The 20,814-nt window shown below is 71.5% G+C and carries 20 protein-coding genes, 2 pseudogenes and 1 riboswitch; of the genes and pseudogenes, 11 read left to right on the top strand and 11 right to left on the bottom strand.

The window, feature by feature from the left end; translation table 11 throughout:
* Positions 1-227: 227 nt before the first annotated feature.
* The 5 genes from MF406_RS12310 (at position 228) to MF406_RS12290 (ending at position 5,955) form a co-directional block, all read left to right on the top strand.
* Complete coding sequence (locus tag MF406_RS12310) at positions 228-1,049, top strand: carbohydrate ABC transporter permease (RefSeq protein ID WP_371744662.1); 822 nt, start codon at positions 228-230, stop codon at positions 1,047-1,049.
* A 1-nt stretch (position 1,050) separates the two neighbouring features.
* Complete coding sequence (locus MF406_RS12305; protein WP_242894063.1) at positions 1,051-1,971, top strand: carbohydrate ABC transporter permease; 921 nt, start codon at positions 1,051-1,053, stop codon at positions 1,969-1,971.
* A 187-nt stretch (positions 1,972-2,158) separates the two neighbouring features.
* Entirely contained in the window at positions 2,159-3,505 is a 1,347-nt protein-coding gene (locus MF406_RS12300) for an ABC transporter substrate-binding protein (protein ID WP_242894060.1), read from the top strand.
* Between the two features lie 144 nt (positions 3,506-3,649).
* A complete protein-coding gene (locus MF406_RS12295; RefSeq protein ID WP_242894058.1) occupies positions 3,650-5,476 on the top strand; it encodes a beta-galactosidase in 1,827 nt (608 codons plus the stop codon).
* A 53-nt stretch (positions 5,477-5,529) separates the two neighbouring features.
* Positions 5,530-5,955, top strand: coding sequence for a hypothetical protein (locus tag MF406_RS12290; RefSeq protein ID WP_242894055.1), 426 nt, complete (start codon positions 5,530-5,532; stop codon positions 5,953-5,955).
* Between the two features lie 27 nt (positions 5,956-5,982).
* On the opposite strand, the gene MF406_RS12285 is transcribed toward MF406_RS12290, so the two are convergent.
* Both MF406_RS12285 and aspA read right to left on the bottom strand, forming a co-directional pair.
* Positions 5,983-7,302 carry an anaerobic C4-dicarboxylate transporter gene (locus tag MF406_RS12285; protein WP_242894052.1) on the bottom strand — a complete coding sequence of 440 codons (1,320 nt, stop codon included), beginning with the start codon at positions 7,300-7,302 and terminating at the stop codon, positions 5,983-5,985.
* Positions 7,299-8,816, bottom strand: a complete 1,518-nt coding sequence (gene aspA / locus MF406_RS12280; RefSeq protein WP_242894049.1) for an aspartate ammonia-lyase — start codon at positions 8,814-8,816, stop codon at positions 7,299-7,301. The genes MF406_RS12285 and aspA overlap by 4 nt, the downstream gene beginning before the upstream one ends.
* 346 nt (positions 8,817-9,162) lie before the next feature.
* Here aspA and MF406_RS12275 point away from each other — a divergent pair, with 346 nt between their 5' ends.
* The gene (locus MF406_RS12275) at positions 9,163-10,938 is read left to right on the top strand and encodes a thiamine pyrophosphate-requiring protein (protein WP_242894047.1); all 1,776 of its coding nucleotides are present in this window, start codon (positions 9,163-9,165) and stop codon (positions 10,936-10,938) included.
* Between the two features lie 187 nt (positions 10,939-11,125).
* Here the strand turns inward: MF406_RS12275 and MF406_RS12270 are convergent, their stop codons facing one another.
* Positions 11,126-11,542: a ChaB family protein gene (locus tag MF406_RS12270; protein ID WP_242894044.1), complete on the bottom strand. Its 417-nt coding sequence runs from the start codon at positions 11,540-11,542 to the stop codon at positions 11,126-11,128.
* A gap of 411 nt (positions 11,543-11,953) precedes the next feature.
* Positions 11,954-12,268, bottom strand: a complete 315-nt coding sequence (locus MF406_RS12265) for a multidrug efflux SMR transporter (protein WP_242894042.1) — start codon at positions 12,266-12,268, stop codon at positions 11,954-11,956.
* A gap of 10 nt (positions 12,269-12,278) precedes the next feature.
* A riboswitch (guanidine-III (ykkC-III) riboswitch) is annotated at positions 12,279-12,344 on the bottom strand.
* A 563-nt stretch (positions 12,345-12,907) separates the two neighbouring features.
* Between MF406_RS12265 and MF406_RS12260 the strand changes: the two genes are divergently transcribed.
* The 5 genes and pseudogenes from MF406_RS12260 to MF406_RS12240 all read left to right on the top strand — a co-directional run bounded on the left by MF406_RS12260 (position 12,908) and on the right by MF406_RS12240 (position 14,719).
* Positions 12,908-13,144 (top strand): hypothetical protein, encoded by a 237-nt coding sequence (locus tag MF406_RS12260; RefSeq protein ID WP_242894039.1) that lies wholly within the window; start codon positions 12,908-12,910, stop codon positions 13,142-13,144.
* Positions 13,145-13,195: 51 nt separating this feature from the next.
* Positions 13,196-13,513, top strand: coding sequence for a helix-turn-helix domain-containing protein (locus MF406_RS12255; protein ID WP_242894037.1), 318 nt, complete (start codon positions 13,196-13,198; stop codon positions 13,511-13,513).
* Between the two features lie 71 nt (positions 13,514-13,584).
* A pseudogene (locus tag MF406_RS12250) lies at positions 13,585-14,237 on the top strand (IS630 family transposase).
* 46 nt (positions 14,238-14,283) lie between these two features.
* Positions 14,284-14,436, top strand: a complete 153-nt coding sequence (locus MF406_RS12245) for a hypothetical protein (RefSeq protein ID WP_242894034.1) — start codon at positions 14,284-14,286, stop codon at positions 14,434-14,436.
* Between the two features lie 19 nt (positions 14,437-14,455).
* The gene (locus MF406_RS12240; RefSeq protein ID WP_242894032.1) at positions 14,456-14,719 is read left to right on the top strand and encodes a transcriptional regulator; all 264 of its coding nucleotides are present in this window, start codon (positions 14,456-14,458) and stop codon (positions 14,717-14,719) included.
* A gap of 119 nt (positions 14,720-14,838) precedes the next feature.
* Here MF406_RS12240 and MF406_RS12235 read toward each other — a convergent pair whose 3' ends face one another.
* The 7 genes and pseudogenes from MF406_RS12235 to MF406_RS12205 form a co-directional block, all read right to left on the bottom strand.
* Positions 14,839-15,027 (bottom strand): hypothetical protein, encoded by a 189-nt coding sequence (locus tag MF406_RS12235; RefSeq protein ID WP_242894029.1) that lies wholly within the window; start codon positions 15,025-15,027, stop codon positions 14,839-14,841.
* A 51-nt stretch (positions 15,028-15,078) separates the two neighbouring features.
* Positions 15,079-15,363 (bottom strand): hypothetical protein, encoded by a 285-nt coding sequence (locus MF406_RS12230; RefSeq protein ID WP_242894028.1) that lies wholly within the window; start codon positions 15,361-15,363, stop codon positions 15,079-15,081.
* Between the two features lie 232 nt (positions 15,364-15,595).
* Positions 15,596-16,014: pseudogene (locus tag MF406_RS12225) on the bottom strand (VOC family protein).
* A 345-nt stretch (positions 16,015-16,359) separates the two neighbouring features.
* Positions 16,360-17,454 (bottom strand): glycoside hydrolase family 172 protein, encoded by a 1,095-nt coding sequence (locus MF406_RS12220; protein WP_242894025.1) that lies wholly within the window; start codon positions 17,452-17,454, stop codon positions 16,360-16,362.
* Positions 17,455-17,504: 50 nt separating this feature from the next.
* Positions 17,505-18,425, bottom strand: a complete 921-nt coding sequence (locus MF406_RS12215; protein WP_242894011.1) for a carbohydrate ABC transporter permease — start codon at positions 18,423-18,425, stop codon at positions 17,505-17,507.
* Positions 18,422-19,390, bottom strand: a complete 969-nt coding sequence (locus MF406_RS12210) for a carbohydrate ABC transporter permease (RefSeq protein ID WP_242894008.1) — start codon at positions 19,388-19,390, stop codon at positions 18,422-18,424. The genes MF406_RS12215 and MF406_RS12210 overlap by 4 nt, the downstream gene beginning before the upstream one ends.
* A 50-nt stretch (positions 19,391-19,440) precedes the next feature.
* Positions 19,441-20,754: an ABC transporter substrate-binding protein gene (locus tag MF406_RS12205; RefSeq protein ID WP_242893995.1), complete on the bottom strand. Its 1,314-nt coding sequence runs from the start codon at positions 20,752-20,754 to the stop codon at positions 19,441-19,443.
* Between the last annotated feature and the right edge of the window lie 60 nt (positions 20,755-20,814).

Below are 20,814 nucleotides of genomic sequence, written 5' to 3'. Positions count from 1 at the left end.
CCGGGTCCGCCTTGACACCCCGCCGGCTTGCGGAGCACCCTAGCCACCTCGCTACGATGTTGACGTTAACACCCTCGACCTGAGGACCTCATCCCGTGACCGCAGACGCTCCGGCATCCTCGCCGCCCACCGTGGCCGCAGCCGCTCCGGCCTCCTCGACACCCACCGCCACCCGGCGGCGCCGCAGCCGCCGACGCTGGACCGGGTGGATGTTCGTCGGCCCGTTCATGCTGGTGTTCGCGCTGGTGTTCCTGGCCCCGATCCTGTACTCGCTGTACCTGTCGGTGTTCCGCTCGCAGCTGGTCGGCGGCACCACCTTCGTGGGCCTGGACAACTACGCCCAGGCGCTGCAGGACCCGCAGTTCTGGGAGGGCCTCGGCCGGGTCTCGCTCTTCCTCGTGGTGCAGGTGCCGATCATGCTCGGCATCGCGCTGCTGGTGGCGCTCGCCCTGGACAGCGGCCGCCTGTACGGCAAGAGCTTCTTCCGCATCTCGATCTTCATGCCCTACGCGGTGCCGGCCGTGGTGGCCGCCCTCATGTGGGGATTCATGTATGGCACGCGGTTCGGCCTGGTCGGGAACATCAACGACGCCCTGGGCGTCAGCCTGCCGAACCCCCTGTCCCCGGACCTCGTCCTGGCGGCGATCGGCAACATCGTCACCTGGGAGTTCGTCGGCTACAACATGCTGATCTTCTACTCCGCGCTGCGCGTCGTGCCGCACTCGCTGTACGAGGCCGCGGAGATCGACGGCGCCGGTCAGTGGCGGGTCATCACGGCCATCAAGCTGCCGGCCATCCGCGGTGCCCTCGTCATCGCCACGATCTTCTCGATCATCGGCAGCTTCCAGCTCTTCAACGAGCCCAGCATCCTGCAGTCGCTCGCCCCGAACGCCATCACGACGTCGTTCACGCCCAACCTGTACGCCTACTCGCTGTCGTTCTCCGGCCAGCAGTACAACTACTCCGCGACCGTGGCCATCATCATGGGCCTGATCACCATGGTGATCGCCTACGTGGTGCAGCTGCGCGGCATGCGCAAGGAGCCGTGACATGACCACCACGACGCTCACCACCTCGGCCGCGCGGACCGCCCCGCGGCTGCGCACGCCGCGCCGCCACTCCGTGGCCCGGCCGCGACGCAGCCCGCTGCTCACCGCGCTCACGGCGATCGTCCTCCTCTACTCGCTGGTGCCGCTGGCCTGGTTGCTGATCAACGCGACCAAGACGCAGGAGGACCTGTTCTCCTCGTTCGGGCTCTGGTTCGGCGAGGACTTCTCCCTGTGGGAGAACATCACTACCACGCTGACCTACGACGACGGCGTCTTCGTGCGCTGGTTCCTCAACACGGTGCTGTACGTGGTGGCCGGCGCCGGCGGCGCCACGTTCCTCGCCGTCCTGGGCGGCTACGCCCTCGCCAAGTTCGACTTCCCCGGCAAGCGCGCCGTGTTCGCCATCGTCATCGGCGCGGTGGCGGTGCCGGGCACGGCGCTCGCCGTGCCGACGTTCCTCATGTTCAGCGAGATGGGGCTGACCAACACGCCGTGGGCCGTGATCATCCCGTCGTTGATCTCGCCGTTCGGGCTCTACCTCATGTGGACGTTCGCCGCCGAGGCCGTCCCCGGCGAGCTGCTCGAGGCCGCCCGGATCGACGGCGCGGGCGAGTTCCGCACGTTCTTCCAGGTGAGCCTGCCGCTGCTCGCCCCGGGGATCGTCACCGTGCTGCTGTTCACGATGGTCGCCACCTGGAACAACTACTTCCTGCCGCTGATCATGCTGCGCGACTCCTCGTGGTACCCGCTGACGGTCGGGCTCAACGCCTGGAACGCGCAGGCCGCCACGGCCGGCGGCGAGGCGATCTTCAACCTCGTCATCACCGGCTCCCTGCTGACGATCCTGCCGCTGGTCGCCGCCTTTTTGCTGCTGCAGCGCTACTGGCAGTCCGGCCTGGCCGCCGGGAGCGTCAAGGAATGACGCCCTGGGACCTTCGCATGACGACCTTCGATCCTTCCGTATGACGACCTTCAACCCCTCCGCATGACGACCTTCGGCCCTTTCGTATGACGACCTTCGACCCTCCGTGTGACCCCAGACCGTCCGTGTGACCCCTGACCCTCCGCACGCGTCCGTGCGGCACGCCAGCGATGAAGTGAGGACTTCCATGAATGCACGACCCCGCCACCTAGTACGTGGCACCGCCCTCGCCGGGGTGCTCGCCCTCGGCCTCGCCGCCTGCGGCGGCGGCGACGGCGGCGGCTCGGGCAGCGGCGGCGCCGCCGCACCCGTCGACACCGGCGACGTCCTCGAGGAGGGCGGTGAGATCACCGTCTGGGCGTGGGAGCCCACGCTCGAGCAGGTCGTGGCGGACTTCGAGGACGAGTACCCGAACGTCACGGTGAACCTGGAGAACGTCGGTACCGCCAACGACCAGTACACCGCGCTGCAGAACGCGATCGCCGCCGGCGACGGCGTCCCCGACGTCGCCCAGATCGAGTACTACGCGGTGCCGCAGTTCGCCATCTCCGAGGCGCTGACCGACCTCGGCCCGCTCGGCGCCGACGAGCTGGAGGGTACGTTCAGCACCGGTCCGTGGAACGCGGTGCACAGCGGCGACGGCGTCTACGGCCTGCCGATGGACTCTGGACCCATGGCCCTCTTCTACAACGAGGAGGTCTTCGCCAAGTTCGGCGTCGAGGTGCCGACGACGTGGGAGGAGTACCTCGAGGCCGCGCGGACCATCCACCAGCAGGACCCGAACGCCTACATCGCCAACGACATCGGCGACGCCGGCTTCACCACCAGCATGATCTGGCAGGCCGGCGGCCAGCCCTACCAGGTGGACGGCACGGACGTGACGATCGACTTCGCCGGCGACGAGGGCACCGCGACGTTCACCGAGGTCTGGCAGCAGCTCATCGACGAGGACCTCCTCGCCCCGGTCGGGTCCTGGAGCGACGAGTGGTACCAGGGCCTGGGCAACGGCACGATCGCGTCGTTGACCATCGGCGCCTGGATGCCGGCCAACCTCGAGTCCGGCGTCCCGCAGGGTGCGGGCAAGTGGCGGGTGGCCGAGATGCCGCAGTGGGAGGCCGGGCAGCACACCTCGGCCGAGAACGGCGGCTCCTCGCTGACCGTGCCCGCGGCGAGCGAGAACGCCGAGCTCGCCTACGCGTTCGTCGACTACGCCACGAACGGCGACGGCGTGCAGACCCGCATCGACGGCGGCGCCTTCCCGGCCACCACTGCCGACCTCGAGTCGGAGGAGTTCCGCGGCACGGAGTCGGAGTACTTCGGCGGCCAGAAGATCAACGAGGTGCTCGCCGACTCCGCCGCGAACGTCGTGGAGGGCTGGCAGTACCTGCCGTTCCAGGTCTACGCGAACTCGGTCTTCAACGACACGGTCGGCCAGGCGTACGTCTCCGACACCACGCTCACCGAGGGCCTGGCGGCGTGGCAGGAGCAGTCCGCCACGTACGGCAACGGCCAGGGTTTCACCGTCACGGAGTGACGGCACGACGGCGGCGGGGCGGCGAACTGCCGCCCCGCCGTCCGTCGCCGCCCGACGTCGCCAGCCCGGCACCCCGCCGTCGCCCGCCGTCGCCCACCGGGCGTCCCGCCGTCGTCCACACCTACCGAAAGGCCCCGCGCTGCCATGCCCACGTTCGAGATCGGCGAGCGGGACTACCTGCTCGACGGCCGCCCCTTCCAGGTGATCAGCGGGGCGCTGCACTACTTCCGGGTGCACCCCGACCAGTGGGCCGACCGGATCCGCAAGGCCCGGCTGATGGGCCTGAACACGATCGAGACCTACGTGGCGTGGAACTTCCACGCGCCCGAGCCCGACGAGTTCGACCTGACCGGCCGGCGCGACCTGGGCCGCTTCCTCGACCTGGTCGCCGCAGAGGGGCTGCACGCCATCGTCCGGCCGGGGCCGTACATCTGCGCCGAGTGGGACGGCGGCGGGCTGCCGGCGTGGCTGGCCGGCGTCGGGAGCGGCGTGCGCCGGCACGACCCGCGGTTCCTGGAGGCCATCGCCACCTACTTCGCGCACCTGCTGCCCGTGGTGGCCGAGCGGCAGGTGACCCGCGGCGGACCGGTGCTCATGGTGCAGGTGGAGAACGAGTACGGCGCCTATCCCGGCGTGCCCGACGACGAGCGCGTCCGCTACCTGCGTGCCCTGGTGGACCTGACCCGGGAGCAGGGCATCGACGTGCCGCTGTTCACCTGCGACCAGGCCGACGACGAGCACCTCTCCCGCGGCGGCCTGCCCGAGCTGCACAAGACGGCGAACTTCGGCTCACGCTCCCGGGAGCGGCTCGCCGTGCTGCGCCGGCACCAGCCCACCGGGCCGCTGATGTGCACGGAGTTCTGGGACGGCTGGTTCGACTCCTGGGGCCGGGAGCACCACGTCACCGCCCCGGAGGCCACCGCGCGGGACCTCGACGACCTGCTCGGCGCCGGCGGGTCGGTCAACCTCTACATGTTCCACGGCGGCACCAACCTGGGGCTGACCAACGGGGCCAACGACAAGGGCACCTACCTGCCCATCACCACCTCCTACGACTACGACGCCCCGCTGTCCGAGCACGGCGCGCCCACGGCGAAGTTCCACGCCCTGCGCGCGGTGATCGCCAAGCACGCCCCGGTGCCCGAGGAGGTGCCGGCCGAGCCGGCCCCGGCCCCGGCGCTCGACGTGGTGCTCGACCGTCGGGTCCCGCTCGCCGACGTCGTGGGCGTCCTCGCCCGTCCGGGCGCCGCCCGGACCGCCGAGCAGCCGCCGACCATGGACGACCTGCGGCAATGGTCGGGCTTCGCCCTGTACCGCACCCGGGTCACCGGCGAGGACGCTGTCCTCGTGGTGGCGGAGGTGCGCGACCGTGCGCTCGTCGCTCTCGACGGCGACCCGGTCGGCGTGCTCGACCGCACCACCCGCACCTGGTCGCTGCCGCTGCCGCGCCGGTCCGGCACGCTGACCCTGCTGGTGGAGGACCGCGGCCGGGTGAACTACGGCGCCCGGATCGGCGAGCCGAAGGGGATCGTCGGGCCGGTGCGCACGGCCGTGCGCGAGCTCACCGGCTGGGAGGCGGTGCCCCTGGACCTCGACGGCGCACCCGAGCACCTGGCCGCGGAGGTGTGGGTGCCGGTGGACGACGGCGAACCGGCCGGGAGCGCCCCCCTCGCCGGCGAGCCGGACCTGGCGGCCCCCCTGGCCGGGCCGTCGTTCCACCGCGGCACGTTCGGCTCGGTCGGGGGCGTGGACCACTTCCTGCGCCTGGACGGCTGGACCCGCGGCCTGGTCTGGGTCAACGGCGAGCTGCTGGGCCGGTACTCGAGCGAGGGCCCCACCGGCACGCTCTACGTGCCCGGCCCGCTGGTCCGCGCGGCGGGCAACGAGCTGGTGCTGCTCGAGCTGCACGGCGCGGCCGGGCCGCACGCCCGGTTCGTCGCGGCGCCCGACCTCGGCCCGACGGAGGCCTAGAGCCGGCGCCGCCCCGGCTCGCGGCCGGCGGCGCCGGCTGCCAGGCTCAGGCCATGAGCCGGTCAGCCACCACGTCCACCCCGCGCACGCTCGGCCAGGTCGCCCTCGGGGCGACCCTGCTGTTCACGGGCACCTCGCACCTGACGTTCGCGCGGGAGGAGTTCCTCGCGCAGGTACCCAAGTCGCTGCCGGTCGACGACGACGTGGTCGTGCTCGCCTCCGGCGTCGCCGAGCTCGCCCTCGGCGGGGCGCTCGTCACCGCCCGGAAGCGGCGGGTCCCGGTGGGCTGGCTGGCCGCGGCGTTCTTCGTCGCGATCTTCCCCGGCAACATCTCCCAGTACCTCACCCGCAGCGACGCGTTCGGCCTGAACTCCGACCGGGCCCGCGCGGTCCGGCTGCTCTTCCAGCCGGCGCTGGTGGCCTGGGCGCTGTGGTCCACCGGGGCCTGGCGGGCGTTCCGCGCCGCCCGGCGTCGGTAGCCGGCCGCTCGCCGTCGCCGGCGGCCGTCAGATCCCGCGGAGCGCGGCGAAACCGAACCCGAGCAGCACGGCGATCGCGATGTTGATCGCCCCGGGCACCAGGAACGGGTGGTTGAAGACGGCCTTGCCGATCTGGGTGGTGCCGGTGTCGTCGATCTCGACCGCTGCCAGCAGCGTCGGGTAGGTGGGCAGGACGAACAGCGCGGACACGGCGGGGAACGCCGCGACCGCCGCCGCCGGCGCGACGCCGATGGCGAGCGCCGTCGGCATCAGCGCCCGGGTCGTCGCGGCCTGGCTGTAGAGCAGCGCCGCGGCGAAGAACAGGATGATCGCGAGCGTCCACGGGGAGCGCGCGAGGAGGTCGCCGGCGGTCGCCATGATCAGCTCTTCGTGCGCGGCGACGAAGGTCGTCCCCAGCCACGCGACGCCGAGCACGCAGATGGCCGCGCTCATCCCGGACTTGAAGGTCGACGCGGCCAGCACGTCCGCCGTCGGGACCCGGCACAGCAGGACGATGACGGCGGCGATGCCGAGCATGATCGCGATGATCGCCTGGTCCCGGCCGAGCACCGGGTCGGTGATCAGGCCGACGTTCTCGCTGATCGCCGTCGCGTAGCCCATGACGAGGACGAGGCCGACGACGAAGACGAGCACCGAGAGCCGGGCGCCGGGGCGGAGCTCGCGCTGCTGCGGGCCGCGGAGGGCGACTTGTCCGGCGGCGAGCCGACGGCGGTACTCCGGGTGGGTGTCGAGCGCCGTCGTGCCGCGCACCCGGTCGATGGCGGTCATGATCGCGGCGGTCGCCATCGTGGCGAGAAACGTGGACGGGATCGCGACCGCGAGGAGGTCGATGTACGTCACGCCGGCCTGCTCCTCCAGCAGGCTGGCGAAGAAGACGACGGCGGCCGAGATGGGCGAGGCAGTGATCGCCATCTGGGACGCGACGACGGCGATCGAGAGCGGCCGGGCGGGCCGCAGGTTGCTCTCCTTCGCCACCTCGGTGATGACCGGCATGGTGGAGAACGCCGTGTGCCCGGTCCCCGCCATGACCGTCATGGCGTAGGTGACGACGGGCGCGAGGAAGGTCAGGTACCGCGGCCGGCTCCGCAGGATCCGTTCGGCGAGGTTGACCAGGTAGTCCATGCCGCCGGCGACCTGCATCGCCGCGATGGCGGCGATGACGCTCATGATGATCGAGATGACGTCGAACGGCATCTCCCCGGGCGTCACCCCGAGCAGGGCGAGGACGAGGACGCCGAGGCCACCGGCGAACCCGATGGCGATGCCGCCCAGGCGGGCCCCGAGGAAGATCGCCCCGAGGACGACGAGGAACTCGACGACGATCATCGCGGGGTCTCCTGGGCGGGGCTCCCGGGCTCCTGCGCGACGGCGGCCGCCGTCTCCGGGGCGGCGTCGTCGCCGCGGGGCAGGCTGTCGGGGTCCTCGGCCGGGAAGATCTCCCCGTGGTACCTGGGCCGCATGAGGTTCTCCGGGGAGAGCAGCTCGTCGAGCTGCGCCTCGTCCAGCAGCCCCATCTCGAGCACGACCTCCCGGACCGAGCGCCCGGACCGGGCAGCCTCCTTGCCCACGAGGTCGCCGTTGTGGTGCCCGATGACCTCGTTGAGGTAGGTGACGATCCCGATCGAGCGCATGACGTAGCTCCGGCACACCTCGGGGTTGGCCGTGATGCCGTCGACGCACCGCTCGCGCAGCCCGGCCGCGGCGTTGTGCAGCAGACTGACCGACTCGAACATCACCTGGGCGATGACCGGCTCCATGACGTTGAGCTGGAGCTGGCCGGCCTCGGCCGCCGCGGTCACCGTCACGTCGTTGCCCATGACGGTGAAGCACACCTGGTTCACGACCTCGGGCATGACCGGGTTGACCTTCGCCGGCATGATCGAGGACCCGGCCTGCAGCTCGGGCAGGTTGATCTCGTTCAGCCCGGCGCGCGGGCCGGAGGACAGCAGCCGCAGGTCGTTGCAGATCTTCCCCAGCTTCACCGCCACCCGCTTCAGCCCGGCGTGCATGGAGACGTAGGCGCCGGCGTCGGAGGTCGCCTCGACCAGGTTCTCCGCGAGCACGACCGGCAGCCCGGAGACCTCGGCGAGCTTCTCGACGGCGAGCGCGGCGTAGCCCGGCGGGGTGTTCAGGCCGGTGCCGATCGCCGTCGCGCCGAGGTTGACCTCCAGCAGCAGCCCGGCGAGGACGCCGAGGTGGCGAACCTCCTCGCGGACGAGGACGGCGAAGGCGGTGAACTCCTGGCCGAGCGTCATCGGCACCGCGTCCTGCAGCTGGGTGCGGCCCATGGTGAGCACGTCGGCGAACTCCTCGCCCTTGGCGGCGAAGGCGGCGGCGAGCCGCTCGAGCTCGCCCCGCAGGTCCTGGACGACGGTGTGGACCGCGAGCCGGAACCCGGTGGGGTAGGCGTCGTTGGTCGACTGGCTCTTGTTGACGTGGTCGTTGGGGTTGACGACGTCGTAGCGGCCCTTGGGCAGCCCGAGGTGCTCGAGCGCCAGGTTGGCGATGACCTCGTTGGTGTTCATGTTGACCGACGTCCCGGCCCCGCCCTGGAAGACGTCCACGGGGAACTGGTCCATGCACCGGCCGCGGACGAGGACCTCGTCGCAGCCGGCGACGATCGCGTCGGCGATCCGCGGAGGGATGGTGCGGAGCTCACGGTTGGCGAGCGCCGACGCCTTCTTCACCTGGACCATCGCGCGGACGAACGCCGGGATGTCGCTGATCGTGGACGAGCTGATCCGGAAGTTCTCGACGGCCCGCTGGGTGTGGATCCCGTAGTAGGCGTCCGCCGGCACCTCCTTGGTGCCGAGCAGATCTTCCTCGGTCCTGGTGGTCATCGGTCCTCGCTCCTGGTCCTGCTCGTGTCCGGGACGGGCCGGCCCGACGGCGGCCGGTGACGTGGCGTTGCGCGCCGTGCCCTGCCGTGCCGTGACGTGGCGTGTCCGCCGTGCCGGGGCCTGCCGTGGCCTGGCCCTCGGTCAAGCCTCGGATATCAAACACCCCGGCCCTCCTCCCGGGGGTGGGCCGTTGGGGCCGGCGGCGGGTGGGGTGCGACACGTGGGCGGACGAGCGCGGCGCCGCTGCCCAGATGCGGGCCAGGTGGCCGCGCGGATGCGGGCACGCGCACCGGGCTGGACGATGGGGGTCCGACCGGGCCCGGCGCCCGGGTGAAGGAGGAGCGCCATGGCAACCGCCGCCGACGGCATCGTCCAGCGCCTGGCCGACTGGGGCGTCGACCGCGTCTTCGGCTTCGCCGGCGACGGGATCGACCCCCTGCTCGCCGCGCTGCGCCGCCAGGACCGCGTTGGGCTGGTCACCGCCCGGCACGAGGAGATGGCGGCGTTCATGGCCACCGGGCACGCCAAGTACAGCGGCGGCGTCGGCGTCTGCCTGGCCACCCAGGGACCCGGCGCCATCCACCTGCTCAACGGCCTGTACGACGCCAAGCTCGACCGCAAGCCCGTCGTGGCGATCGTCGGGCAGGTGGTCAGCACGGCGCTGGGCAGCGGCTACCTGCAGGAGGTGGACCTGCACAGCCTGCTCAAGGACGTCTGCGGGCAGTACGTGCAGACCGTCATGTCGCCCGAGCAGCTCCCGCTCGTCGTCGACAACGCCGTCCGGACCGCGCTCGCCACCTCCACGCCCACCTGCGTGATCGTCCCGCACGACGTGCAGAAGGCCGAGCTCGCCGAGCAGGAGCACACCCACGGCGTCGTCCCGACGTCGACGGCGCTCGCCCGGCCGCACGTCACCCCGCGGGAGGAGGACCTGGACCGGGCGGCGGAGATCCTCGGCGCCGGCGAGCGGGTCGCCGTCCTCGTCGGCCAGGGCGCGGCCGGGGCGGCGGCGGAGGTCCGGGCCGTGGCCGAGCGGCTGGGCGCCGGGGTGACCACCTCGCTGCTCGGCAAGCCGGTGCTCGACGAGTCGCTGCCGTACCACTGCGGGGTCATGGGCCACCTCGGCACGACCGCCTCGGCCGACCTGATGTCCGGCTGCGACACCCTGCTGATCGTCGGCAGCAACGACCCGTGGACCGAGTTCTACCCGGCCCCCGGGCAGGCCCGCGCGGTGCAGGTCGACATCACCGGGCGGAACATCGGCACCAAGTACCCGGTGGAGGCCGCCCTGGTCGGCGACGCCGCGGACACCCTCGCCGCCCTGCTGCCCCGGCTGCCCGAGCGGCGGGGCTGGCGCGCCGACGTCGAGCGCGCCGTGGCCACCTGGCACGAGGTGGCGGAGCAGCGGGTGCGCGAGCCGGCCGACCCGCTGAACCCCCAGGCCGTCGTGCACGAGCTCTCCGCCCACCTGCCCGCGGACGCGCAGGTCGCCGTCGACGTCGGGTCGGTGACGTACTGGTACGCGCGCTTCCTGCGGCTGCCGGCCGGGGTGCCCGCCCACCTGTCCAGCACCCTGGCGTCGATGGGCTCGGCCATGCCGTACGGGATCGCCGCCAAGCTGCTGCACCCGGACCGGCCCGTCGTGGCGCTGGCCGGGGACGGCGCGATGCAGATGAACGGCCTGTCCGAGCTCATCACCGTCGCGGCCCGCTGGCGGGACTGGGCGGACCCCCGGTTCGTCGTGCTCGTGCTGAACAACGGCGACCTCGCCGAGGTGTCCTGGGAGCAGCGCGAGATGGAGGGCGACCCGCGCTTCCCGGCCTCGCAGGTGGTGCCGCGGTTCCCGTACGCCGGCTACGCCGAGCTGCTCGGCCTCACCGGCATCCGGGTCCAGGAGCCGGGCGAGGTGGCCGACGCCTGGCGCCGGGCGCTCGCGGCGGACCGGCCGGTCGTCGTCGAGGCGGTCGTCGACCGGGACGTGCCGCTGCTCGCGCCGCGCCAGCCGGGGGAGAAGGTCGAGCAGATGCTGCGGGGGATCGGGCAGGAGCCCGACGGCGGCGCGGCCGCGGACATGCTGCGGGCGCAGCGGGAGCACGAGGGCGGGGCCGGCCCGGGCAGCTGACGGAGGCTTTCCGGGCCACGTTTACGACGGCGGCCGCGCAGGAGCGCGGCACCGGTCCAGCACCGCGGCGGTGGCCGGGATGGCCTGCCGCGCGGGTGCCGCCTGCGGATGCGACGGCCTACCGGGCGAGGGCGTCCTGCCAGGGGTACGGCCTACCGGGCGGGGGCGTCCTGCCAAGGGGTACGGCCTACCGGGACTGCCGCGTCTCCTTGTCGTTGGCCTTCTGGATCGCCTCGACCAGCTCGTCCTTGCTCATCGAGGACCGGCCCGGGACGTCCAGCCGCTTGGCGAGGTCGTAGAGGTGCTCCTTGGAGGCGTTGGCGTCCACCCCGCCGGCGGTCTCGCCCCGCGAGCCCCGACCACCCTCGGCCTTGGTGTCCGACGGGCCCTTCTCGTCCTTGGCCTCCCAGTGGTCGCCGACCTTCTCGTAGGAGTGCTTCAGCGCGGCGTACGCGGTGCGGTTGGCCCGCTCGCCCTCGCCGTAGGTCTCCTCGGCGGAGTCGTGGGTCTTGGCGAAGGTCCGCTGCGCCTTGGGGTCGGACCTCTTCAGGGTGCTCGGCAGCTCGCTCTGCTTCGGCGACCCGTCCTTGTTCGTCTTGGGCATCGTGGTGCTCCTTCCTCTCCGGGGGCGCACCCTCCTCGCCCCGCGGGCGTTGGGCCTCCAGCCTCGCCGGTCCCGGCCGCCGCCGCATCCCCAGCACGGCGTGGGGACGGCGCGCGCCACCGTCGGTGCCAGCTGTCCGTCGCCGTCGGGCGCGCTCATCCTCCTTGCACCTCGCCGACGACGCTCGGCCGCCCTGCACCTCGCCGCCGACGCTCGAACCGGCGAAGTCGGCATGAACCGGCGAGTTCGGTGCACCCCGGTTGCTTGAGTTCGCTGGTACGTGCTGAGTTCGACAGGTTGAGCTAGCGAACTCGGCATGAACCGGCGAACTCGGCGAGGAGTGGCGAAGTCGGCATGAACCGTCAGCGGGACGGGCCGACCGCCGTCGTCAGCCGGCCGGGCGGTGCCCGGTCAGGGCAGGACCTTCAGGCCGACGACGCCACCCACGATCGCGGCGACGCAGATCAGCTTCAGCGCCGAGAGGGACTCCGCACCGGTGACCATCGCGTAGGTCATGGTGAGCACGGCGCCGATCCCGACCCATACGGCGTAGGACGTGCCGACCGGCAGCTCGCGCATGGCGAAGGCCAGGCCGGACATGGACAGCGCCAGCGCCACGAGGAACAGCACCGAGGGGCCGAGCCGGGTGAAACCCTCGGACCTGCTCAGCGCGGTCGCCCAGACCGCCTCGAGGACGCCGGAGAGCACGAGCACGAGCCAGGACATGACAGCCTCCACCGGGCCGTCTTGTCGCGCTCCGGGTACGGCACCCCTCGTCCGGGAGCCCGGGTCCGGGCTCGGCACCTACCGTCTCAACCGGCGGGGCCGGTGGCAAGGGGGCCGGCGGTGGTTCCCGGCGGGCGCCCAGCATCTGTCCGCTGCGAGCACGCCCAGCACCTACGTGGCGTCGCCGAGCCGACGACCCGCTCCGGCTCGGGTAGCCCATCGTCCGGTCGGCAGTCACCTGCGCTGCTTCGGAGGGCTGATCCGGGGCCGACGGGCGATCAGGCTGAGTCCGAGGGCGACCAGTACGGTCGCGACCAGGATCAGCGCTGCGCCCGCGTAGGCGGGGTCCGTGACCGGGGCATCTTCCACGACTGGCCCCTTGATGTCGGCTGGGGCAACAACGAGCGGTGCGGCAGCGCAGGCACCCGTGGCCATCGGTCGAAGAGCCGGTCAGCACTGCCGAGTCGACGATCGCGGGTGAGCGACGGACTCTCTCGACCTACGCGGATGGCTCCCTCGCCGTCGCCACGATGCAGCTCCCGACGGCCGCGCCGGCTCCGGTGTGCACCACTCAGCCGGAGTAGGGTTGCGAGTGTGCAAGTAGTTGCCTACGATCGGATTGGTTTCGGAGGTGTGAGCATGGGCACGGACATGAGCTGGCGCGCTGAGTTGCCGAAGGCTCCGAAGCGTCGGCTGACGGCGTGGGATATCACGATGCTGATCGGTGTGCCGATGACCGCGTACATTGGCGGCATTGGCGCAGGGATCGGCAACGCCGGAGGCCTGCTGCTGTCAGGGTTCGCGGCGCTGGGCGTCGTTGGATTCTATGCCTCTCGTCTGGGGCGCCGCAACGAGCCGCGGATCGCTCCGTACTAAGGCGGTCGTAAGTAGGTCGACTCCGGCGGCCTTTTCTGCCATAATGGTTCTATGCGCGACAACGACGGCCGGAAGGCGGACCACGCCACCTTGGAGCAGATGCGGTTCCGCGCGGTGGACGCGGTAGAGGCCGGGGCCCACCCGGAAGATGTCGCGAAGATGCTGGGGATGCACGCGAAAACGGTGTACGGGTGGTTGGCCAGAGCGCGTGAGGGTGGCCGGGATGCGTTGAAGGCCAAACCGGTCCCGGGTCGGCCACCAAAGGCCGGACGGAAGCCGCCTGCGCCGGCTTTACACACTGATCGTCGGGACCAACCCGCGCCAGCCCAGTTCGGCTTCGAGCCTGTGGACCCGGGCGATGGTGCGTGAGGTGATCCGGCGCGAGTTCGGGGTGCACCTGTCGGAGGTGTCCGTGGGCCGGTTGCTCAGGAAGGCTCGGCCTGTCGCCCCAGCGCCCGCTGTGGCGGGCCTGGCAGGCCGACCCCGAGGCGGTGGAGCGGTGGAAGGCGGAGGAGTTCCCCGCGATCCGGGCGGCGGCCAAGGCCGAGGGCGCGACGGTGTACTTCGCGGACGAGGCCGGCATCCGCTCGGACTACCACGCCGGGACCACCTGGGCCCCGGTCGGGCGCACCCCGGTGGTCAAGGCCACCGGGGCCCGGCACTCCCTGAACATGATCTCCGCGCTCACCCCCGCCGGAAAGGCGCGGTTCGCCACCTACACCGGCTCCTTCACCGCCGACCAGTTCATCGCCTTCTGCAAGAAGCGCTCGCCGACACCGGCCGCGACGGCGGCGGCGGGGTGTACCTGGTCGTCGACGGTCACTCCACCCACAAGGCCAAGAAGGTCAAGGAGTTCATCGCCTCCACCGACGGCCGGCTGAAGGTGTTCATCCTGCCCGCCTACTCACCACAGGCTCAACCCCGACGAGTGGGTCTGGAAGAACGTCAAGCACGACCGCGTCGGCGCACCGCCCCACGCACCGCCGAGGAGTTCAAGAGCAACGTCATCGCCGCGCTCCACCGCCTCCAGAAACTACCGCACCTGGTACGCGGGTTCTTCGCCGATCCAGATCTCCGCTACATCACCGCATAACGGACCGGAGTCGACTTACTTACGTTCTCCTTAGTATACGCGACACGTGGCCGTTGCTGTTTCTGTGGTGACGTTCGTTACCGCCTGGAATCTCTACCGGCACTCTCCTCAGCCCGATGCTGTCGTCTACGCAATTCCGGTCGGCCCGGTGGTCCTGTTCGGCGTGCTGGTCCTGCTGATGTTTCGGAGACCGCGGTGAGCAACGAAGTGATGCGGGCTTGTTCTCGCCGCCTAGGTTCAAGGTTCTCGGATTCCTGTATCAAGTCGAGGAGTCCGACTATCCCTCGATCCAGCAATACACGGACCTGACCGTTCCCGAGATCTCCCGGACTGTGGGGAATCTGGACGACGCGGGGTGGGTGCGCGTGCGAAAAGAACGCAACGGGCGATACTCTCAAACGGTCGTCCAAGCCACCGACGAGGGCCGTAAGGTGTTCCGAGAATTGCTCGATGAACTCCGTAGGTATGGGGCGGGCGTTTGACTCGCCCCATACCTACGGCCCCGGTCAGCCTGTCGAAGACTGGGCACCGCAGGGCACCAGCCAGGCTCCGCCACGTGTCCGGGGCCGGTCACGCCCAGCGTCTGCCTGACGTTGGGGACCTACTCGGCGTTGGCGAGTCGGACGATCCACTCCGGCGTCGGGTAGCCCATCGTCCGGTCCGCGGTCACCCGCACCTTCGCGGCGGCGACCTCTCGTGGGGTGACCTTGATGATCTTGGAGTCGGACGCCCGGATCCGGTCGGCCACCGTGCCGCGGAGGGCATCGTCGTCGGGGGCTGGCGCTGTCATCGTTGCTCACCTCCGTCCCGGTCGACATCGTATGCCACCTCGTCCCGCAGATCAGGACTGGCGCTGACGCCGCCTGTGCCGACGAGCCTGCTCCCACACCGCTGCCACCGCCTGGTACTCCTCGGCCCGCATCAACCGGCGCCGTGCCCGGACCTCCATGACCGCAAGCCCAACCCGGTAGACCTCCTCTCGAGGGTCGAGCGCCTGGTCGATCGCCCACTGGGTGCGGTCCCACCAGTGGGCGCGCGCATCAGCCTGCCGTCGCTGGGCGAGCGTCCACCACGCGACCAGCACGGCAACGCCAGCGATGACAGCCGTCACTCCCGGGGCGAGCATCGCCAGCGCTGTAGCCAGCCCGGGGAACTTGGTACCACCGCGCCATCGTCCCCGAGCCCTGCCGCTTGCGGCGCGACTGTGCACAACGGGAGCGCGGCACCGCTGCCCTGGGGATGGCGCACGGTGTCGCCAGGAGGCGGCCGTTGACCGCGCCTGGGTTAGTGGCGTACGGGTGCTCCGTGGCGCGTCCGCCGTCGTCCCGGCGGAAGCCTGCTCGCGGGCACTGCGGCGGCTACCCCGGCTGGCCGGCGATGTTGACCATCCAGGCTCACGCCGAACCGGTCGGTGCACATGCCGAAGGTGTCGCCCCACGGGGCCTTCTCCAGCGGCAGGACGACAGTGCCGCCGTCGGCGAGCTTGTCCCAGTACCCCCGGAGGCTCCGCCTCGTCCTCGCCCGAGAGGAGATGGAGTAGGTGTTCCCGGGCGTGAGGTCCATGCTGTTCGGGGTGTCCGAGGCCATCAGGGTCATCCCGTTCGGGGCGTCGAGCCTGGGCGTGCATGATCTTGTCCTGCTCGGCCGGGTCCTCGCTGGCCTGGGCCTCCCCGAAGGTGCTGATGTCCAGGTCGCCGCCGAAGACGGACCGGTAGAACTCCATCGCCTGCCGGGCGTTGTCGCGGAAGGCGAGGTAGGGGTTGAGTCGGGTGACCATCGTGCTGCCTCCTTGCGCGCGGACGAGAAGGCACCAGTGTGGCGTACCGGGCCGCCCCGCACGAGACCCGCGGGGCAGGTCGGCTCCGCACCACTGCGGGCGGCGCAGGCAGTCCACGACGGCGGGGAGCGGGCAGGCGGGCCCGGTCAACGGCCGGCGGGGGCCCGGCCGCGGCCGGGGCCCCGCCAGGCGGCCCGACGTGCGGCGCGGGCGGCCGGCCCGATGTGCGGCGCGGCCCGGCCGGCCCGACCGTGCGGCGCGGCCCGGCCGGCCCGACCGTGCGGCGCGGCCCGGCCGGCCCGACCGTGCGGCGCGGCCCGGCCGGCTCGACCATGCGGGGCGCTGTCAGCGCGGGGCGCGCTGCGCCGCCGGCGGCAGCTCGGGGAACGGCGCGGCCGGTCCCTCCTGGTACCAGTACGCCACCGTGGAGACGTCGTCGGAGCGCTCGAACAGCCCGTGGTCCCACGCGCCGATCTGCTGCACGGTGACCCGCAGGCGCTCGTCGAAGTAGACCGGGTCCGGCACGTGCCACCGGTACAGGCCGTGCATGGGCGGGGCGTCGGGGACGAACCCGCTCGCCCGGGTCGTGTCCCGGCGCTGGTACTGCGGGTAGCCGCAGTACGGCGCGCTGAAGGTCAGCACCTGCGGCGCGGGCTCGGCCCGCAGCGCGTCCTGGAACGCCCACGCGCCGCCGGCGTAGTCCTCCAGCCCGGTGGAGCACAGCGTCGGCAGGGCGTCGTCGTCGTCCACGAAGAACTTCACCTCCCCCTCGCCCCACCAGTAGCGGTGCAGCGAGGCGAGCGCGACGAAGGTGCCCAGGTACGTCCCCCGGCCCCGGACGCCGTCGAGGATGACGTGGTCCTCGCCGAGCGCCGTCGTGCCGTTGGAGCGGCGCCACTGGGCGTGGAAGTAGCCCGCGTCCGGGCCGACGTCGTCCCCGACCGTGTAGTCGACCTGGTAGAAGACGTGCGGGAGGGGGCCGGGGTGCTGGCTCTCCAGGGTGAGCCGGGCGCGCTCGCGGAAGGGCATGGCGAAGTAGGCGTTCATGCCGCCGGTGGGGGCGACGACGACCAGCGCGGAGGTCACCAACGCCCGCTCGGCGAAGCCGTTGCAGAAGAAGTCCCCGAGCGGCACCTCGACGGCGGGGGCCTCGGCCCCGTCCCAGTAGGCCCGCAGCACGAGGTCGCGCAGGACGAACGGGCCCGCCTCCGTCCGGTCCGGCACGGTGATCCACAGGTGCCGGATCACGCCCGGGCCCTCGATGTCGGCGAGGGTCAGCGTCTCGCCGGCGCCGAGCGGCACGAACGCCGAGCCCTTGCGGGCCGGGCCGAGCGGGGAGGCGGCCGACCCCGCCCGGCCCGGGGCACCGGTCGGGTTCTCCGCGTTGATGGACCGGCTCTGCACGCCGCGGGTGGTCGCTCGGTTCCACAGGTCTGCCATGAGGTGGTGCCTTTCGTTGGTGAGGTGATCGCGAGCCGAGTGGCCGCGGGTCACTTGATCGCGCCGGCGGTCACGCCGCGGCTGAGGGTGCGCTGGAAGAAGAGGAAGAACAGCACGGTCGGCACGAGCGAGAGCAGCGAGCCGGCGTTGAGGACGGTGATGTCGATCGAGTGCTGGCCGCGCAGGGTGGACAGCGCGATCGGGACGGTCTGCGAGGCGGGATCGGCGAGGAGCACGAGCGGGATGTAGAACTCGTTCCACGTCCAGATGAAGAAGAACACCACGAGCACCGCCATGGTCGGCCGCAGGACCGGGGCGACGACGCGCCACAGCACCTGCCAGCGGCCGGCGCCGTCGAGCGCGGCCGCCTCGAGCAGCTCCTTGGGGACCGTGGCCATCACGCTGGAGAGCAGGTAGGTGGCGTAGGCGGCCTGCAGCACGGTGAAGACGATGACCACCGACCAGATCGTGTTGAGCGTGCCGGTCGCCTGGGCGCCGTAGAACAGCGGGTAGATGAGCGCCTCGTGCGGGAGCATCGTCGCCACCAGGAGGACCGCGACGATCCCGGTGCTGCCGCGCACCCGGCCGACGCCGATGGCGTACGCCGCGAGCAGCCCGATCGCCACCCCGAGGAACGACACCAGGACGCTGATGACGATCGAGTTCAGCAGCGCGACGGGGAAGTCCACCCGCTCGAGGTAGCTCGTGAACGCGTCGAGGCTGAACGACGTTGGCCAGGCCAGCGGCCCGTTGGTGCTGTAGTCGGCGCTCGTCTTGAACGCGTTGAGCAGCAGGAGCAGGAAGGGCGCGGCGGTCACCGCCGCGGCCAGGCCGACGGCGACCAGCACGACCCAGCGCATGGGTCCGCGGCGGGGCCGGCGGGCGGGCGGCCGGGCCGGGGCGGCGGCACCGGCGGGGTCGGTGGGCCCGGTGGGCCCGGTGGGCCCGGTGGTCAGGGTGGGCGTTGTCATCGGTTGCCCTCCGGACGGTCGGCGCGGCGCTGCCAGACGAGCAGGACGGTGGCCGCCGCGAAGATCACCAGCGACATCACGGTCGCGATCGCGGAGCCGTAGCCCACCCGGGACAGCTCGAAGAAGTTGCGGTAGGCGTAGTAGGACGGCACGACCGTCGACCCCTCCGGCCCGCCGCCGGTGAGGATGAGGATCGGCGCGAAGACCTTCAGCGCCGAGACGGTGGCGGTGAGGGCGACGACGAACACCTCCGGGCGGATCTGCGGGACCGTGATCGCCCGGAAGCGGCGGAACCAGCCCGCGCCGTCGAGCTCGGCGGCCTCGTACAGCTCGGGGTCGATCCGCTGCAGCGCGGCCATGAAGATGACCACGGGGTAGCCGATCTGCAGCCAGACGAGCATGAGCATCACCGAGTACAGGGCGACGTCCGGGTCGCCCAGCCAGTCCGGCGTGGCGGACATCCCGAGCCCGCCGAGGATGCGGGTGAGCAGCCCGTCCTGGGAGTCCAGCACCCACGCCCAGATGAACCCGGCGACGGCGATCGGCACGACCTGCGGCAGGTAGAACGTCGCGCGGAGCACCGCGGCGGTGCGCGGGCCGAACCGCTTGCCGAGGTAGTCGAACAGCACGGCCGCGATGAGGATGCCCAGCAGCGTCGGGACGACGACGATCGCGACGATCATGTAGACCGAGTTGCCGAGCGAGGTCCAGAACGTGCCGTCGCCGAGCAGCCGGGCGTAGTTGCCCAGGCCGTTCCAGCGCATCTCGGACAGGCCGCCGCGCCAGGAGGTCAGGCTGATCACCACGTTGGCGACGAACGGCACCGCCACGACGGCCAAGAAGCCGACGGCGATCGGGGCCAGGTACCACCAGTAGCCGCGCCGGGCGGCGTTGCGTGCGGGGCGGCCGGGGTCGCGGCGGCGGTGCGTCGCGGCGTCCGTCGCCGGCGTCATGGTTGCTGTCATCTCATTCCTCCGTGAGGCCGCCCGCCCCGGGGCTGGGGCGGGCGCGCTCCTCACTGCTCGACCTGGAAGGACTTGCCCTCGTCGTAGAAGTCCTGCATGGCGGTCAGGAAGTCCTCGGCGTCCTCGTTGCCGTTCGACAGGGCCTGCATGTGGCTCTGGATGAAGTCCAGGAAGCCGGGTACCGGGTAGTCCGGGTAGAACGCCATCGCGTCGGCCGCGACGAGCTCGTCGAACCGCTCGGTGAACGCCCGGATCTGCTCGTCCTCGATCGTTGCGGTGTCGCCGGCGAGCGGGAGCCCGCCCTGGCTGCCGATCAGGTTCTGCACCTCGGGGCTGAGCGTGGTCTCGATCCAGTCGTACGCGAGCTCCTTGTTGTCGGCCTTGGTCGGCACGCCCCACAGGTGCCCGGAGGAGCCGAGGGTCAGGTCCGCGCCGGGCATCGTGAAGTAGCCCCAGTCGAACTGGGCGTCGTTGGTGATCCGCCGGAACTCGCCGTTGTTCCACATCACCATCGCGGCGTCGCCCTGCAGGAAGTTCACCGTGGCCTGCTCGAAGGTCAGGCCGGCCAGGTCCTCACCGACGTACCCCTTCTCGATCCACTCCTGGAACCGCTCGGTCGCCGAGCGCCACGGGTCCTTGGTGAGGTCCGGGTCCCCGCGCAGGAACATGAAGTCGTCGATCTGCTCGCGCTCGGCGATGGCGGACACCAGGGAGTACCAGATCCACATCTGGTTGAAGCCCTGGCTGGAGGACGCCGAGCTCGAGATCGGGGTGTGGCCGGCCGCGAGGAGGCGGTCCATGACGTCCTCGAACTCCTCGAGCGTCGTCGGGAGCTCGGTGATACCGACCTGGTCGAAGATCTCCTTGTTGTAGTAGAGCATCACGTACTCGCCGATGTTCGGGACGCCGTACCACTCCCCGCTGCCCGCGTTGCCGAGCTCGTCGTACCGGGCGAAGGAGGACATCGTGCCGCTGACCTTCTCGTCCCAGCCCCGCTCCTCGACCTCCGCGGTGAGCGGCTCGAGCAGGCCCTGGGCGGCGAGCTGGCCGCCGTCGGCGTTGCCCTTGTTGAACTCGATGACGTCGGGGACCTCGTCGCCGGCGAGCAGGATCTTCGCGTTCTGGCGCAGGGCGTCGAAGCTGGTCGTCTGGAAGTCGACGGTGACGCCTGGGTGCTCCTCCTCGAAGATCTCCACCGCGCGCTGCCAGCCCTGGGCCTGGGCCGACTCGGGGTTCTCGTACTGCAGGACGGTGAAGGTGTCGCCGGTGTTGTCGCCGGCCGACGAGCCGGCGCAGGCGGTGAGGCCCAGGGAGCTCACCACCGCTGCCGCGGACAGGGCCACCAGCGGGCGGCGTGCTGACATGCGCAACCTCCTTGTGAGGGACGGACGGCTCGTGGCTGGGTGACGAGCGGGCGGGTGCTT

It is taken from the genome of Georgenia sp. TF02-10 (assembly GCF_022759505.1).
Lineage (GTDB): Bacteria > Actinomycetota > Actinomycetes > Actinomycetales > Actinomycetaceae > TF02-10.
The sequence above is the reverse complement of the archived record's forward strand: the minus strand, read 5'-3'. Positions and strand labels throughout refer to the sequence as shown.

Coding starts and splice junctions, on each gene's coding strand:
- MF406_RS12310 (WP_371744662.1), top strand. CDS start 228: ATGCTGGTGTTCGCGCTGGTGTTCCTGGCCCCGATCCTGTACTCGCTG.
- MF406_RS12305 (WP_242894063.1), top strand. CDS start 1,051: ATGACCACCACGACGCTCACCACCTCGGCCGCGCGGACCGCCCCGCGG.
- MF406_RS12300 (WP_242894060.1), top strand. CDS start 2,159: ATGAATGCACGACCCCGCCACCTAGTACGTGGCACCGCCCTCGCCGGG.
- MF406_RS12295 (WP_242894058.1), top strand. CDS start 3,650: ATGCCCACGTTCGAGATCGGCGAGCGGGACTACCTGCTCGACGGCCGC.
- MF406_RS12290 (WP_242894055.1), top strand. CDS start 5,530: ATGAGCCGGTCAGCCACCACGTCCACCCCGCGCACGCTCGGCCAGGTC.
- MF406_RS12285 (WP_242894052.1), bottom strand. CDS start 7,302: ATGATCGTCGTCGAGTTCCTCGTCGTCCTCGGGGCGATCTTCCTCGGG.
- aspA (WP_242894049.1), bottom strand. CDS start 8,816: ATGACCACCAGGACCGAGGAAGATCTGCTCGGCACCAAGGAGGTGCCG.
- MF406_RS12275 (WP_242894047.1), top strand. CDS start 9,163: ATGGCAACCGCCGCCGACGGCATCGTCCAGCGCCTGGCCGACTGGGGC.
- MF406_RS12270 (WP_242894044.1), bottom strand. CDS start 11,542: ATGCCCAAGACGAACAAGGACGGGTCGCCGAAGCAGAGCGAGCTGCCG.
- MF406_RS12265 (WP_242894042.1), bottom strand. CDS start 12,268: ATGTCCTGGCTCGTGCTCGTGCTCTCCGGCGTCCTCGAGGCGGTCTGG.
- MF406_RS12260 (WP_242894039.1), top strand. CDS start 12,908: ATGGGCACGGACATGAGCTGGCGCGCTGAGTTGCCGAAGGCTCCGAAG.
- MF406_RS12255 (WP_242894037.1), top strand. CDS start 13,196: ATGCGCGACAACGACGGCCGGAAGGCGGACCACGCCACCTTGGAGCAG.
- MF406_RS12235 (WP_242894029.1), bottom strand. CDS start 15,027: ATGACAGCGCCAGCCCCCGACGACGATGCCCTCCGCGGCACGGTGGCC.
- MF406_RS12230 (WP_242894028.1), bottom strand. CDS start 15,363: ATGCTCGCCCCGGGAGTGACGGCTGTCATCGCTGGCGTTGCCGTGCTG.
- MF406_RS12220 (WP_242894025.1), bottom strand. CDS start 17,454: ATGGCAGACCTGTGGAACCGAGCGACCACCCGCGGCGTGCAGAGCCGG.
- MF406_RS12215 (WP_242894011.1), bottom strand. CDS start 18,425: ATGACAACGCCCACCCTGACCACCGGGCCCACCGGGCCCACCGGGCCC.
- MF406_RS12210 (WP_242894008.1), bottom strand. CDS start 19,390: ATGACAGCAACCATGACGCCGGCGACGGACGCCGCGACGCACCGCCGC.
- MF406_RS12205 (WP_242893995.1), bottom strand. CDS start 20,754: ATGTCAGCACGCCGCCCGCTGGTGGCCCTGTCCGCGGCAGCGGTGGTG.